Genomic DNA, 13,370 nt, shown 5'->3' with positions numbered 1-13,370 from the left:
ATTGAAATTATGCTCGGCTTACTTTTACTATACTGGATAGGGAAATACTTTTATAAACTCGCAGAATCCCATGATAAAAGCAAGTGGGGATTGGCTATATTAGGTATTGTTGTTTATTATGCAGGAATCATAATAAGTAGTTTTATTATAGCTCTATTTATGGAATTTGTAAGTCCAGGATCTGTCGATGCTCTAAATGAAACATTATTTAGCTTATTAATGATTCCACTGGGTATCCTATGCTCTTATTTACTATATAAATTTTTAGAAAAGCGTTTTGAGGAAGATAGATTACATGATGGTTTAAATTAAGAAGGTAGGATTTTGGTATTTTTAAAGATGATTGCTATTGGATAATTGAAAAAAGAGCCTAATTTTTATCCATCAAAGGAAATAAGATTTTTTCAATTATCTGCTTTTTCTAATCAAATCACGACCCATAGTTTTTGCTACATATAGTGATGTTAGCAGAGCATTCAATATTCATTTATTCCTATTATGTTCTAACATCTTTTCCAATCAAATACCTATATCAAAAACAGACTTCAGTAAATACTGTCTGGCTTCCTCATCACTAATCAGAGAATTTTTATTCCTTTTGGGCGTAGCCTTTTCTTTAGATTTTCTATTGTCGTCTTTACTATTTGGTATTTTATAAACAGGGTTATCTTTGTTAATTTTGAGACGTTTTAGTAGGGCTTTAGGAAAAGACATTTTGGGTAAATTATGTGTTGGTTTCAGCTTAAAGGAATCAGTGACATCAAAATGATGTTTTTGAAAGGCTTTAAATTGTACTTCGAACGCCTTTTCCAATTTATTATGATTTATTGGTTGTTCTACATTTAAACTAGACAGCATCCAAATCGACCATTCCAAATCAAATTTCAAATATGCCTCATACTTACGAAGCGCAGTTATAAAAAGATTTTCTGGCATTTCTTTGGAAAGAGATCCTAATTCAAAAAGAATTTCATCAAGAGTTTGTTGTTTACTGTATATGGGTAACAAATTCGTCCTTTCAGAAATAACTTCTTGTTTCCCATCATTATCTAGTAAAATGACCTTATTACTTAATGACTTTGGCAAAGTTTCTGGCCCCAATTGTTTTTCTAGATGGTCATAAATCTCATCATTGAAATAAAATAGGAATCCCTTATACTTTTTAAGCTTTAGATCGTTAAAAGTATTTTTCATTTAGTCCATATCTAGTAAGTTGGAATAATCTTCCGGCAATTCTGCATCAATAGACCTTAAATACTTATCTAAAGCAGTCATGGTGGAATGTCCTGTTATCAACATTAATTGTGACTTTGCGGCAAATGGTGTAGACGTCTTAATCAAGGCTTTGTATAGTTTGGTTATAAAGGTGTGTCTAAAGCCATACATTGTGTAATTTTTTTCGAGATTGAATGGCTTTTTCACCACTTTTAAAAAGCGTTTAGTAAAATAATCTCTACGATTGTTTTCTGTAGCTTCCCAAGGCCCTCCAATTTTGTCTGGTGTAAATAAAAAATGATCCGACTTTATATTTGAGAGATCTGGAAGGTCATCCAGTAAAATTTGAGGTATAATTTTGGTTTTTAAAGGACTGTTTTTTGCCTTAAAGGTTATCGTTTTCTCTTTGAGATTTAAATCACCGACCTTGAGCCTACAAACTTCAATAGGCCTTAATAAATTAAAAGATATGAATTTGATAAAGAGAAGCAAAATAGGATCAGCTTCCTCCAAATGGGTAAAAATCTCTTCTTGTAGCTCCAGTGAATATGTTTTATTCCGTTTGGGGATTGACTTTAGTGGCTTTATATTTTTGATATAATTATGGGCAATAATATCATTGTCCTCCATTACCTGCAGTAACGCACTAAGATTAGTTCTGTGGTTATTTCTATTACGAGCCGAAGCATTGAGTTGCAAATCATTCAAAAACCCATTGATAGCAGATTTGTCTAATTGGGAAGCATAGTCTATTTCGGGCATATATTCTTCAAGCCAAGCCATAAATTGATATGCTCTATTTTTATAATCTCTATGCGTTGAAAAACCGACTACAGATTCTTTTAGATCCAATGCAAAATCAAAAGCCTCTTTAATGGTTTTTTCGGAATGTGTAGTCTTCGTAATGCCGTCGGGTCGTTTTTTCGAAGTTTCAATTTTTTTGACCTCAGTTGGCTCATTTTCAACCTCAATTGTTGGCGTTGGTTCAGCCATTTCTATTGCCTTTTTATCCTTATTTACGCGCTGAGAATTATCCTCAAACGGACTGTAACCTTCTTTTAGCAATTTTAATAACTGTCTTCTGTAGGTAGAGAGAATACTATATCTGGCTTCCTTGGTATGGTATTTATTGGTTTTACCATAAATATTCTTACAGCGTTTCAGTTTGCCAGTTTCAGGATCTAAATAGGAAAAGTAGAGATACCATCGCTTAGAGAGGTCACCTTTTGCATCGTAGATTTTAGGTTTTGAGTAGGGTAGGGCGTGTTCCAAATTGTGTTCCGAATCGTGTTCATTTAGGTTTTCAAAAATAACCAAATCATAAAAAGAATGCATAAAAAAAACGGTTTAGTGTGAACCAAACCGTTTATTTGTGCGCGATCTTAATATAGTAGCGAGAACGAGAATTGAACTCGTGACCTCCGGGTTATGAATCCGACGCTCTAACCGACTGAGCTACCTCGCCATTAATTCTGCATTTTTGACCTTAGGGTTATGAGCCCTAAGCTTTATGAGAGCTACCTCGCCATAAATGCGGGTGCAAATATAGAAACAAAATCAATCGTTACAAATACTAAAATCAAAAAATTATTTTTCTTTCCGTTTGTTTTAACACGAGCCAAAAAGTTATATATTGAGCCAATAATTTTTCTTACATGGACGATAGAATTAAATACGAATTAGAGTTTCCCATACAAGCGTCACCAACGTTGTTATTTCAATATATCTCAACGCCTTCTGGGCTTTCAGAATGGTACGCGGATAACGTCAACAGTAGAGGCGAAATATTTACCTTTATTTGGGACGGAAGTGAAGAACGTGCCAAGCTATTAGGTAAGAAAAGTGGTGAACGTATTAAGTTCAGATGGATGGATGACGAGGAAGATGGGGAATCTTACTTTTTTGAATTGCGCATCCAGGTCGATGAAATCACCAAGGATGTGTCATTGATGGTGACTGACTTTGCCGAAGATGACGAGGTTGACGAATCCAAGATGCTTTGGGAAAATATGATTTCTAGCCTAAAACAAGTCTTAGGTTCGCGTTAAAAACAATACGAACAACTTATCTTTGTCCCGAAATTTTAGTCAGTAAAATCTTGGGACTTTTTTATGGTCAATATTAACGGTACATTAATTCAATCTGAACAGGCCAATCTTAGCCTAGAAAATAGGGGTTATAAATACGGCGACGCCCTGTTTGAAACTTTAAAGGTCGTCAACGGAAAAATCCTGTTTTGGGAAGACCATTATTTTCGGTTAATGTCTTCCATGAGAATCTTAAGAATGACGATTCCCATGACCTTTACCATGGAATTCCTTGAATCCGAAATATTAAAAACAGTTGAAGAAAATAATCTTTTGGCCAAATCGTCCAGAGTAAGATTGAACGTGGATAGAGGAGAAGGAGGAAAATACAAACCGAATAAAGACTCTAATGTAGGCTTCAATATTATAGCTGAACCTCATGATAATCCGTTTTACGGAATGCTTCCGTTTGAAGATTACACGGTTGATTTGTATAAGGATTTTATGATGGCGCCTGGATTGCTTTCAGGGTTAAAATCCAATTCTAAAAGTATTTCAGTTTTAGGTAGTATTTATGCCGAGGAGAATGGCTGGGATAATTGTTTGGTATTGAACACTAATAAATCTGTAATCGAGGCGTTAAATGGAAACCTGTTTTTAGTAAAAGACGATATCATAAAAACCCCGCCTTTAGAAGATGGCTGTTTAAATGGCGTAATGCGTAAGCAGATATTGGATGCTTTAAAGAACAACCCTAACTACAAGGTTGAAGAGGCATCAATATCACCATTTGAACTTCAGAAAGCGGATGAGTTGTTTATTTCTAATGTAATAATTGTAATACAATCTATCGGTAAATACAGGAAGAAGTCCTACGGAAACGAAACTGCAAAAGATGTTTTGCAATTGGTTAACGGCAAAATGCGCTTGTCCTAATTATAGCTTGGGTTTTCTGGAGCATTAGACCAAATGCTATATTCACCACCGAGTTCTAGCATTTTTTCCTTCCAGAATGTGGTTTCGCCTTTAGAAAGAATACTATTCTCATAATTGTTTTGACTGACTAACCAAGCATTTGATGCGAGTTCAGAATCTAATTGGTTTTCATCCCAACCAGAATAGCCTAGGAAGAATTTAATATCGTCTTGGGTTAATTCAGACTTGTTGATTAAATCCAATACAATACTAAAATCACCTCCCCAATATATTCCATTGGCTATTTCTATACTATCAGGAATCAATGTTGGTGATTTATGGATAAAGTAGAGATTGTCTTGTTCAACAGGGCCACCGTTGTAAATCGGAAATTCAGAATCGGTACCTTCAATTAAATCCTTTAAGTTATAATTAAGAGGCTTGTTTAGAATAAATCCTACAGAACCCAAATGTGTATGGTCCGCCAATAGAATGACCGCCCTATTAAAAGACATGTCACCAATAATGGAGGGTTCGGCGATCAGCAGATTCCCTTTCTGTGGTTTTACGATTGGCATATTAAAAATTGATTGTTTATTAAAGCTACAACTAAATACACTATAAAACAAGTGATTAGTTTTAAAAATAGGTATAAAAAAACCCTGACACTTAGGTCAGGGTTCTCTTTATCTTATAAAAGTTGGCTTAGTTTACAGCATCACTTAAGTCAGAACCTGCCTTAAATTTCACTACATTTTTTGCTTTTATTTTGATAGTTTTTCCTGTTTGTGGGTTTCTTCCGTCTCTCGCAGCTCTTCTAGAAACTGACCAAGATCCAAAACCAACTAAAGAAACTCTGTTTCCTTTCTGTAGAGAACCTTCGATATCGATTAATAAACCGTCTAATGCTTTCTTAGCAGCTGCTTTTGTGATTCCAGCGTTCTCTGCCATACTGTTGACTAAATCTGTCTTGTTCATAAATATAGATTTTAAAATTATTAAATTAAGTTAATAGCCTTAGTGCTAAAAACCGATAACAAATTTATCAGTATAATGCACTTATGCAAGTATTAGCCCAATAAACACGCGGTTTTGTTGATAACTAGGGTGAAATGTTAATAAAGCTGTGTCGTTTATCGATGTTTTCGGAAAGTCAATGCCCATAAGGGTTTAGAGCATTTTGGCTGATTTTTCAAAATCGTAGCCATTTAAAAGTGCTTTTGTAGTCATTTTCCGCTTCCCTGGCAACTGCAATTCATTCACTTTTATATAGCCATTTTTGCATGCCACATATAACTGATTGTCCTTTAAATGAATAGTTCCGTTGGCAAACTGATGGTGCTCCTCCAGTTTATCACAACCAAAAATCTTGACAGCTTCCTTCTCTTTGCCGTTTTCAAGATAACACCATGCACTGGGAAAAGGGTTTAAACCTCTAATCTTATTATATATAGTATCAAGTGAAGCCTCCCAATCTATTTTGCAATTGTCTCTATTGAGTTTGTAAGCCGTTTTTAAATCATCAGATTGTGGTTGAATGGTTGTAGTGACCTTGTCCGCTTCAATGAGTTTGCACGTTTCTATAACTAAGTCGCTACCCAAATGCATTAATCTGTCGTGAAGACTTCCTACGGTTTCATTAGGTCCTATTTCAATTTCTGATTTTAAAATAATAGCGCCGGTATCAATTTTCTCATCAATAAAGAACGTAGTTGCTCCAGTTTTTGTCTCCCCATTGATAATGGCCCAATGAATCGGAGCGGCGCCACGATAATCGGGAAGAAGTGATGCATGAAGATTAAAGGTGCCATAGTCCGGCATTTGCCAAACCACCTTCGGTAACATTCTAAAGGCTACCACAATTTGAAGGTTAGCATTTAAGGCTTTAAGAGTTTCTACAAATGCTTCAGACTTTAAATTGGTGGGCTGAAGGATATTCAAATTTTGTTCTAAAGCAAATTCCTTAACTGCCGATGCCCGCAACTTTCGTCCTCGGCCTGCAGGTTTGTCTGGAGCGGTAATTACGCCGACGACATTATAATCATTTTCTAAAAGGGCTTTTAATATGGTTACCGCAAAATCGGGCGTGCCCATAAAAACGATGCGTAAATCTCTAGGTTTTGACATAAGTATAGGTGTTTGTCGAAGTCAGCTGTATTTTTCTTTGCTCTAAAAGATGTGTTAAGCTTGAAAGTAATTCGGCTTCAGAGACATCTAATCGTTGTAATAATTGGCGCGAAGATAAATCTTCAGATTGCAATGTCTGTAGAATTAGCTTTGAATTATCCACTAAAGTACGAGAGGATATCGGTGTCTTTTTAGTAACGCATACCGAACAGATACCACAAGGTTTTCCTGAAGTATCTCCAAAATACTGAAGCAATTGCAAACTTCTGCAAATGGTATCGTTATCTATATAGTGAAGCACTGAGTTGACCTGCTCGTGCTTAACTGCTGACTGCTGGTTGATGGTTTTAGCAATGGGATTTATGGTTTTTTCATCTTCACGCGGTACGATGAATGTAATTTCTGAATCGGTATTGGCTAATTCTAATTCTAAAATCCCGTCTTTTTCTAATTGCTTTAATACGCGTATGTAAGCTTTTTCAGAAATATTGACTTTCGTACTTAGAATATTTAAATCAATTTTTGTTTGAAAATCGAAAATGCCACCATAAGTTCTCAAGAGTGCTTTTAGTGGCAGAGCTAAACTCGGTTGCTTTTCTAAATATTGAAATAACGCCGGATTACTCACCACAACCTGAACTTTCGTTTTATAATTAAAGCGCTCATTAAAACTAATGATGCTATTACGGTCAAGGATTTTTAAACTGTTGTAGGTGAGATTCGCTTTTAAATCGTAAGTCTTACAAAACTCCAAAAAGTTCAATTGATGTTGGGTTTCTTGACCTTCGCCATACGAAATCTGAAAATAGTTACAGAGCTTTCTATACACCACTTTCACAAAATCTACGGACGGAATGGTACCCAAAAACTGCCCTTTTAAATGCGAAGCATCAATGGCTTTGGTCAATATCGTGGCTTCGGCAGGTTTGCCATTTCGTCCAGCACGGCCAGCTTCCTGATAATAACTCTCTAAACTTTCGGGTAAGTTAAAATGAATCACAGATTGCACATCTGCCTTATCAATTCCCATCCCGAAGGCCGTTGTAGCAACCATGATTCGTTTACGATTATTGGTCCAATCGAGCAGACGGTCTTGTTTTTCCTTGCTGGTAATGCCTCCGTGGTAGAATGTGGCGTCAAAACCTTTATTGTTTAAGTATGCACTGATGTCTAGCGTAGCTTTTCGGCTTCGAGCGTAGACGATGGCGCTTCCTGTATTCTTTTTCAAAATATGTTCTAAATGAAAGAGTTTATCTTCCACCTTCAACACCTTGTAACTAATATTGGGGCGTTCAAACGAGGCTTTAAATACTTTCGGGTTTAATAAATCGAGCGATGTAATAATATCCTCGATGACATTTTGCTTGGCGGTTGCCGTAAGCGTAATACAACTAACATGCGGATGTAGTTGTCGTAATTCATTAATAGTGTGGTAGGCTGGTCTGAAATCGTGGCCCCATTGACTGATGCAATGCGCTTCGTCCACAGCGATAAGGTTCACGTTCATCTGCTGAATACGTTCCTTAACCAAGGTTTGCTGAAGACGCTCAGGCGACACATATAAAAACTTGTAGTTGCCGTAAATGCAATTATCGAGTTGAGTGTCTACATCTTGAAGAGACATGCCAGAGGTCAAAGCAATGGCTTTAATACCTTTTTGTTTCAGTTGCTGAACTTGGTCTTTCATCAATGCCACCAAAGGGGAAACGACGATACAAATACCTTCTTTCAACAATGCCGGAATTTGAAAACATATAGACTTTCCACCACCAGTTGGCAATAGCGCAAAGGTGTCCTCATTGTCTATGACAGCTGAGATAATCTCTTCCTGCAAAGGTCTGAATGACGTGTGTTGCCAGTACCGCTCTAATACTTCAATAGGATGCATACTATAAAGTTACGGCATCTAAAATAAATGCTACGCGGTCTTCGATGGAACCAAATGGTACATCAATTAAGTCATAGCCAAAACGAGCGTAAGTGTCTAGCAGGTACTGATGAATTTGAAGCGCTTGGTCAAAGTTTTCATAACGTTCGCTATCACTTTTAAAAATCTCTTGCCAAGGAGCTAGAATAAAGACTTTATCATAAGTATTGCTGGCGCATTCGTCGATAAATTCTTGCGGATAGTCATCGCCAATGTAATCCATATACGCCAAAACGTCTGGCAAACCGCGGTCTAAAAAGACAAGGTCTTCATTTGAAGCTTTAGCATCTTCAAACTGAGTTTTTCGTCCCGCCAAAAGCATCTCACTGAACTTTAGTGGCTCTGTTAAAAAGAGCTGTTCAATGCCTTCTTCACGTGCTTTGAGCGTAACGGCTCTAGAGATTTCTTCAAAACAGGTATAACCCTTATCAATAAGCGCATTGATAAGTGTGGTTTTTCCGGTTCCGGGACCGCCTGTAATGACGATGGTTTTTGTATTCAATTTGGCAAGGTTTTGGCTGTAAAATTCGTGATTAAATAAGGAAATAAAAAATGCAAAGTTAAACGTATCTTTGCGACTTAAATTAGGCTATGAGTTCAGCAGATAAAACAGAAGAATTTTACATTAAGTTAAAAGGGCAATTGCAAGATACCGCCATGTGGCCATCGCCTTACCTTTATAAGTTTATTGTAAAGACTGATGCGTCGAAAATTAAGCAAATTGAAGATATTTTTAATCATTTGGGCGCTATCATCAATACACAAGCGTCCAAAAACGCAAAATACACCAGCGTGTCCATTAATGTACGCATGAAAAACCCAGATGCGGTCATTGAAAAATACAAAGAAGTGGCCGAAAAGGTAGAGGGCGTAATTTCGCTTTAAAAAGTAGGTAGGCGAATATTTTTTCGTATTTTGCGCTTAGACCTAGAGACTTCGGGTCACATTAGTTTTACTACACATTTTTACAATTTTGATAGACAATTTAGAGTACAATACAGAGCGTGAGCATTTAATCATTCCAGAATACGGACGTCATCTGCAAAAGATGATTAACCACGCCAAAAGTTTAGAAACAAAAGAAGAGCGTAATAAGGTGGCGAAAGCCATTATTTCGGTCATGGGTAATTTACAACCGCATTTGCGTGATGTGCCCGATTTTCAGCATAAACTGTGGGACCAATTATTTATTATGTCCGATTTTGAATTGGACGTTGATTCCCCTTATGAGAAACCAGAGCGCGAAGTGATTTATGCCCGCCCTGAGCCTTTAAAATATCCACAGAATCATCCTAAGTATCGTTTTTATGGAAACAACATTAAAACGATGATTGATGTTGCCATTACTTGGGAAGATGGCGAGTTAAAAGAGGCTTTGGTCTATACCATTGCCAACCACATGAAAAAATGCTTCCTTAACTGGAACAAGGATACTGTTGAGGATGATGTCATCTTTGAACATCTTTACGAGTTATCTGACGGGAAACTGAATCTCAAAAATTCCGAGGAAGACCTTACCGACGCTAACAGCCTTTTACGAACTAAAAGTAAATACGGAAGTGGTAAGAGTGCTAACAACAAAAAAAGCAATAACAAGAAAAAATACTCCAACAGAAAACGTTACTAGTAGTTTATGGGAACATTTAAGATTGAAGGTGGCAACCAGTTAAAAGGAGCCATAACGCCTCAAGGTGCAAAAAACGAAGCATTACAGATTTTATGTGCTGTACTTCTCACTCCTGAAACCGTTACGATTGAAAATATCCCTGACATTGTTGATGTTAATAAACTGATTGCCCTTTTAGAGAATCTAGGTGTTGAGGTGAATAAACTTGGCTCTGGAAAATACTCATTTAAGGCAGAACATGTTAATCTGAAATATTTAGAATCCGAAGCCTTTAAGGAAGAAGGTAGAGGCTTACGTGGCTCCATCATGATTGTTGGGCCGATGTTGGCGCGCTTCGGAAAAGGTTACATTCCTAAACCAGGTGGCGACAAGATTGGTCGTAGACGTTTAGATACACATTTTGAAGGTTTTATCAATCTCGGTGCAAAGTTTCGATATAACAGAGAAGACTATTTCTATGGAGTTGAGGCTGACGAGTTGAAAGGCACTTACATGCTTTTAGATGAAGCCTCTGTAACCGGAACGGCTAACATTGTTATGGCGGCGGTATTAGCCAAAGGACAAACCACCATTTACAATGCGGCCTGTGAGCCCTATTTACAACAGCTATGTAAAATGCTGAATCGTATGGGAGCCAAAATCTCAGGTATTGGTTCTAACATGTTGATTATTGATGGCGTTGAAGCTTTAGGTGGTACAGAGCATAGAATGCTTCCGGATATGATTGAAATAGGAAGTTGGATAGGTTTGGCGGCAATGACCAAAAGCGAATTGACTATCAAGGATGTCAGCTGGGATGATTTAGGTCAAATCCCGAATGTCTTTAGAAAAATTGGTATTACAATTGAACGTAAAGGTGATGATATCTACATTCCTGCACACACGGATGGATATGAAATCCAGAATTATATTGATGGGTCTATTTTAACTATTTCTGATGCGCCATGGCCAGGATTTACCCCCGATTTGCTAAGTATTATTTTAACCGTGCTCATACAGGCTAGAGGAGAGGCAGTTGTACATCAAAAGATGTTTGAAAGTCGCTTATTCTTTGTAGATAAACTTATTGATATGGGTGCCAAGATTATTCTTTGTGACCCACACCGCGCAACAATTATTGGTCACGATTTTCAATCGCAACTGAAGGCAACAACCATGACTTCACCAGATATTAGAGCTGGGGTCTCTTTATTGATTGCAGCGCTTTCTGCTAAAGGAACATCCACCATTCATAATATCGAGCAGATAGACCGAGGTTATGAAAATATAGACACGCGATTGCGTGCTATTGGCGCTAAGATTGAACGGATAGATTAGGTTGTTTAGGTGAGTTTAGATGAAAATTGATTTGTGATGCTATCCCAAATTTCAGTATAAAAGCAGGTAAATTTCTAAATAAAAATCGTCATTGCGAATCACGCCCAAGCGTGATGTGGCAATCTCTTGATATGAAATTGCTGTCATTCAAAAGATTACCACGTCCCCCGAAGTTTCGGCGTCCTCGTAATGACAAAAAACAATACTCTACATCGAATAGAAATACTGCTCACTAGCAATTTTCCCATCCTTGACTTCGTAGACGCAAACTTCTTCCATTTGTTGTCTTCCTCTATCTTTAAAGGTGCAATCAAAGCCCATTTTAGCTGAAAAGAAATTGCCTGCAACGACAGGTTCACTGATACTACTGGCGTGGAAGTCTTCTACATTCTCTAACCATTCTTTACTTTTATTCCAAACGTTTTGGCGTCCTTCAATAACTTCATCGGGCATGCCTGGCATTTCTCTACTGACTACATTTTCGGCATAAAGTTCATTGATGCACTCCAGGTTTTTACCTTGTTCGCACATGGCTTTCCATTTTTTTGCTACGTCTTGTGTGTTCATGTTTTTGATTGTTTTAGTTAATGACTTAAAATTAAGGATTTTAAATCAGTATTTCTCTCAAGAAACTGTTAGATACATAAGACCATAGAAAAAGCCCCGAGACCAAACGGGGCTTGAAAAATTGTTTAGTGAAATGGTTATTTCAAATAAAGACTTTTTAAGTCTTTACACTTATGTAACGTAAGTGATGTTAAAATATTATATAAAATTCAAAAAAATATAATGAATTTTAAAAATTTATACATAAAGAGGTTAATTAACTGCGGATTTATACACTTTAAGACAGCGCTCACGGGCTTCTTTATGGTCTACCATTTTTTCGACATAATCGTCTGAATCAAATTCTGGAACCCATTTTTTAATGTATTTCCGGTCTTTATCGAACTTATCAATCTGTGTGGTTGGATTAAAAATCCTAAAATAAGGAGAGGCATCTACACCGCTTCCGGCAACCCATTGCCAGTTTCCGACATTGCTAGCCATTTCGTAATCGTGTAATTTTTCGGCAAAATAAGCTTCGCCCCAGCGCCAATCAATCAATAAATGTTTACATAGGAAACTCCCGACCAACATTCGTACGCGATTGTGCATAAATCCTGTTTCATTTAGCTGTCGCATCCCTGCATCTACCAAAGGATAGCCCGTTTGTCCATTTTTCCATTTTTCGAATTCATCTTCGTTATTACGCCATTCAATTCTATCGTATTTTGATTTAAAGGCTTCGTCTTTCGTTTTAGGAAAATGCCAGAGAATTTGCATAAAAAACTCGCGCCAAATCAGTTCTTGCCAAAAGATTTCATTCTTCTCGGCTGTTGCTTTTTTAATCATCTTTCGGATACTTACAGTACCGAATCTAAGATGAGGACCCAGACGAGAGGTATTATCCTTTGCGGGAAAGTTTCTCGTGGCTTCGTACTCTTGAATAAGTGTAGGTGTTACTTCATAAGGTGCAATCTCTTGGGATGACTTTTTGAATCCCATATCTGACAAACTTAAATTTGGTAATCTTGAATTCTCAACTAAATTTTCGAGATGACCACTCGTATAATGAATTTTTAAATCGTATGATTTAAAATTTTCTTTCCAAGTCCGCATGTATGGGGTATATACGACATAGGGGTCTCCATCTTTTTTTACCACTTCGCTTTTTTCAAAAATGACTTGGTCTTTAAAGGTTTTAAATTCGATATCATTTGATTTCAATATGTCTTCAATAGCTTCGTCACGTTCTTTTGCATAAGGTTCGTAATCTCTATTGGTGTAGACCGTTTCAATAGTATAGTCTTTAACAAGCTGTTTGTAGATGTCTTCTGGTGTTCCGTAAAACATAGCGATACTGCTACCGTAGTCATCTTGAAGCTTCTTTCGCATGTCTTGAAGCGTTTCAAAAATAAAAGTCACTCTAGCATCATCTTCTGGTAAATGGTCGAGAATGCTTTTGTCAAAGATGAAAATAGGCATCACAGGATGTTCCCCTTTAAGAGCTTCGAGAAACCCGACGTTGTCATCGAGTCGTAAATCACGGCGGAACCAGAATATGTTGATTGGTTTTGACATGGTTTTGGTTGTTTGTTGTTGAGTTGTCTTTTTGTTATTGAGTTGTTGGGTTATTGAGTTAGTACGCCCTGCCAAAATAGCTCAATATTAA

15 protein-coding genes and 1 tRNA gene are annotated in these 13,370 nt (G+C 37.0%); 6 read left to right on the top strand and 10 right to left on the bottom strand.

Annotated features, from left to right (window positions below; translation table 11 throughout):
• Positions 1 to 9 precede the first annotated feature (9 nt).
• Positions 10 to 312, top strand: a complete 303-nt coding sequence (locus ACFOSX_RS00600; protein WP_386095957.1) for a hypothetical protein — start codon at positions 10 to 12, stop codon at positions 310 to 312.
• A 207-nt stretch (positions 313 to 519) separates the two neighbouring features.
• Here the strand turns inward: ACFOSX_RS00600 and ACFOSX_RS00595 are convergent, their stop codons facing one another.
• The 3 genes from ACFOSX_RS00595 to ACFOSX_RS00585 all read right to left on the bottom strand — a co-directional run bounded on the left by ACFOSX_RS00595 (position 520) and on the right by ACFOSX_RS00585 (position 2,680).
• Complete coding sequence (locus ACFOSX_RS00595; protein ID WP_386095955.1) at positions 520 to 1,194, bottom strand: hypothetical protein; 675 nt, start codon at positions 1,192 to 1,194, stop codon at positions 520 to 522.
• Complete coding sequence (locus ACFOSX_RS00590; protein WP_386095953.1) at positions 1,195 to 2,550, bottom strand: tyrosine-type recombinase/integrase; 1,356 nt, start codon at positions 2,548 to 2,550, stop codon at positions 1,195 to 1,197. It abuts the gene before it with no gap.
• Between the two features lie 56 nt (positions 2,551 to 2,606).
• A tRNA-Met gene (locus ACFOSX_RS00585) sits at positions 2,607 to 2,680 on the bottom strand.
• Between the two features lie 190 nt (positions 2,681 to 2,870).
• Between ACFOSX_RS00585 and ACFOSX_RS00580 the strand changes: the two genes are divergently transcribed.
• A complete protein-coding gene (locus tag ACFOSX_RS00580; protein WP_386095951.1) occupies positions 2,871 to 3,263 on the top strand; it encodes an START-like domain-containing protein in 393 nt (130 codons plus the stop codon).
• 63 nt (positions 3,264 to 3,326) lie between these two features.
• A complete protein-coding gene (locus ACFOSX_RS00575) occupies positions 3,327 to 4,178 on the top strand; it encodes an aminotransferase class IV (protein ID WP_386095949.1) in 852 nt (283 codons plus the stop codon).
• On the opposite strand, the gene ACFOSX_RS00570 is transcribed toward ACFOSX_RS00575, so the two are convergent.
• The 5 genes from ACFOSX_RS00570 to ACFOSX_RS00550 all read right to left on the bottom strand — a co-directional run bounded on the left by ACFOSX_RS00570 (position 4,175) and on the right by ACFOSX_RS00550 (position 8,713).
• On the bottom strand, positions 4,175 to 4,735 hold the full coding sequence (locus ACFOSX_RS00570; protein WP_386095947.1) for a YqgE/AlgH family protein: 561 nt from the start codon (positions 4,733 to 4,735) through the stop codon (positions 4,175 to 4,177). The genes ACFOSX_RS00575 and ACFOSX_RS00570 overlap by 4 nt on opposite strands.
• 127 nt (positions 4,736 to 4,862) lie before the next feature.
• Positions 4,863 to 5,135 (bottom strand): HU family DNA-binding protein, encoded by a 273-nt coding sequence (locus ACFOSX_RS00565; RefSeq protein WP_386095945.1) that lies wholly within the window; start codon positions 5,133 to 5,135, stop codon positions 4,863 to 4,865.
• A 192-nt stretch (positions 5,136 to 5,327) separates the two neighbouring features.
• A complete protein-coding gene (gene fmt, locus ACFOSX_RS00560) occupies positions 5,328 to 6,284 on the bottom strand; it encodes a methionyl-tRNA formyltransferase (protein ID WP_386095943.1) in 957 nt (318 codons plus the stop codon).
• Entirely contained in the window at positions 6,271 to 8,172 is a 1,902-nt protein-coding gene (locus ACFOSX_RS00555; protein ID WP_386095941.1) for a RecQ family ATP-dependent DNA helicase, read from the bottom strand. Before ACFOSX_RS00555 ends, fmt begins: the two co-directional genes overlap by 14 nt.
• 1 nt (position 8,173) lies before the next feature.
• Complete coding sequence (locus ACFOSX_RS00550; RefSeq protein WP_386095939.1) at positions 8,174 to 8,713, bottom strand: AAA family ATPase; 540 nt, start codon at positions 8,711 to 8,713, stop codon at positions 8,174 to 8,176.
• Positions 8,714 to 8,802: 89 nt separating this feature from the next.
• On the opposite strand from ACFOSX_RS00550, the gene ACFOSX_RS00545 reads away from it, so the two are divergent.
• From ACFOSX_RS00545 to murA, 3 genes are all read left to right on the top strand, one after another.
• Positions 8,803 to 9,096, top strand: coding sequence for a DUF493 family protein (locus ACFOSX_RS00545; RefSeq protein ID WP_386095937.1), 294 nt, complete (start codon positions 8,803 to 8,805; stop codon positions 9,094 to 9,096).
• 88 nt (positions 9,097 to 9,184) lie between these two features.
• Positions 9,185 to 9,838 carry a DUF4290 domain-containing protein gene (locus ACFOSX_RS00540; protein WP_386095935.1) on the top strand — a complete coding sequence of 218 codons (654 nt, stop codon included), beginning with the start codon at positions 9,185 to 9,187 and terminating at the stop codon, positions 9,836 to 9,838.
• 6 nt (positions 9,839 to 9,844) lie between these two features.
• Complete coding sequence (murA, locus tag ACFOSX_RS00535) at positions 9,845 to 11,155, top strand: UDP-N-acetylglucosamine 1-carboxyvinyltransferase (protein ID WP_386095933.1); 1,311 nt, start codon at positions 9,845 to 9,847, stop codon at positions 11,153 to 11,155.
• Positions 11,156 to 11,362: 207 nt separating this feature from the next.
• Here murA and ACFOSX_RS00530 read toward each other — a convergent pair whose 3' ends face one another.
• Positions 11,363 to 11,722 carry a SnoaL-like domain-containing protein gene (locus ACFOSX_RS00530; RefSeq protein WP_386095931.1) on the bottom strand — a complete coding sequence of 120 codons (360 nt, stop codon included), beginning with the start codon at positions 11,720 to 11,722 and terminating at the stop codon, positions 11,363 to 11,365.
• A 252-nt stretch (positions 11,723 to 11,974) separates the two neighbouring features.
• A complete protein-coding gene (locus tag ACFOSX_RS00525) occupies positions 11,975 to 13,279 on the bottom strand; it encodes a cryptochrome/photolyase family protein (RefSeq protein ID WP_386095929.1) in 1,305 nt (434 codons plus the stop codon).
• Between the last annotated feature and the right edge of the window lie 91 nt (positions 13,280 to 13,370).

This window comes from Winogradskyella maritima (assembly GCF_042650215.1).
GTDB lineage: Bacteria > Bacteroidota > Bacteroidia > Flavobacteriales > Flavobacteriaceae > Winogradskyella > Winogradskyella maritima.
The sequence above is the reverse complement of the archived record's forward strand: the minus strand, read 5'-3'. Positions and strand labels throughout refer to the sequence as shown.

What these genes read in the sequence shown, in the direction of transcription:
- ACFOSX_RS00600 (WP_386095957.1), top strand. Translation starts at nt 10, where the DNA reads ATGCTCGGCTTACTTTTACTATACTGGATAGGGAAATACTTTTATAAA.
- ACFOSX_RS00595 (WP_386095955.1), bottom strand. Translation starts at nt 1,194, where the DNA reads ATGAAAAATACTTTTAACGATCTAAAGCTTAAAAAGTATAAGGGATTC.
- ACFOSX_RS00590 (WP_386095953.1), bottom strand. Translation starts at nt 2,550, where the DNA reads ATGCATTCTTTTTATGATTTGGTTATTTTTGAAAACCTAAATGAACAC.
- ACFOSX_RS00580 (WP_386095951.1), top strand. Translation starts at nt 2,871, where the DNA reads ATGGACGATAGAATTAAATACGAATTAGAGTTTCCCATACAAGCGTCA.
- ACFOSX_RS00575 (WP_386095949.1), top strand. Translation starts at nt 3,327, where the DNA reads ATGGTCAATATTAACGGTACATTAATTCAATCTGAACAGGCCAATCTT.
- ACFOSX_RS00570 (WP_386095947.1), bottom strand. Translation starts at nt 4,735, where the DNA reads ATGCCAATCGTAAAACCACAGAAAGGGAATCTGCTGATCGCCGAACCC.
- ACFOSX_RS00565 (WP_386095945.1), bottom strand. Translation starts at nt 5,135, where the DNA reads ATGAACAAGACAGATTTAGTCAACAGTATGGCAGAGAACGCTGGAATC.
- fmt (WP_386095943.1), bottom strand. Translation starts at nt 6,284, where the DNA reads ATGTCAAAACCTAGAGATTTACGCATCGTTTTTATGGGCACGCCCGAT.
- ACFOSX_RS00555 (WP_386095941.1), bottom strand. Translation starts at nt 8,172, where the DNA reads ATGCATCCTATTGAAGTATTAGAGCGGTACTGGCAACACACGTCATTC.
- ACFOSX_RS00545 (WP_386095937.1), top strand. Translation starts at nt 8,803, where the DNA reads ATGAGTTCAGCAGATAAAACAGAAGAATTTTACATTAAGTTAAAAGGG.
- murA (WP_386095933.1), top strand. Translation starts at nt 9,845, where the DNA reads ATGGGAACATTTAAGATTGAAGGTGGCAACCAGTTAAAAGGAGCCATA.
- ACFOSX_RS00530 (WP_386095931.1), bottom strand. Translation starts at nt 11,722, where the DNA reads ATGAACACACAAGACGTAGCAAAAAAATGGAAAGCCATGTGCGAACAA.
- ACFOSX_RS00525 (WP_386095929.1), bottom strand. Translation starts at nt 13,279, where the DNA reads ATGTCAAAACCAATCAACATATTCTGGTTCCGCCGTGATTTACGACTC.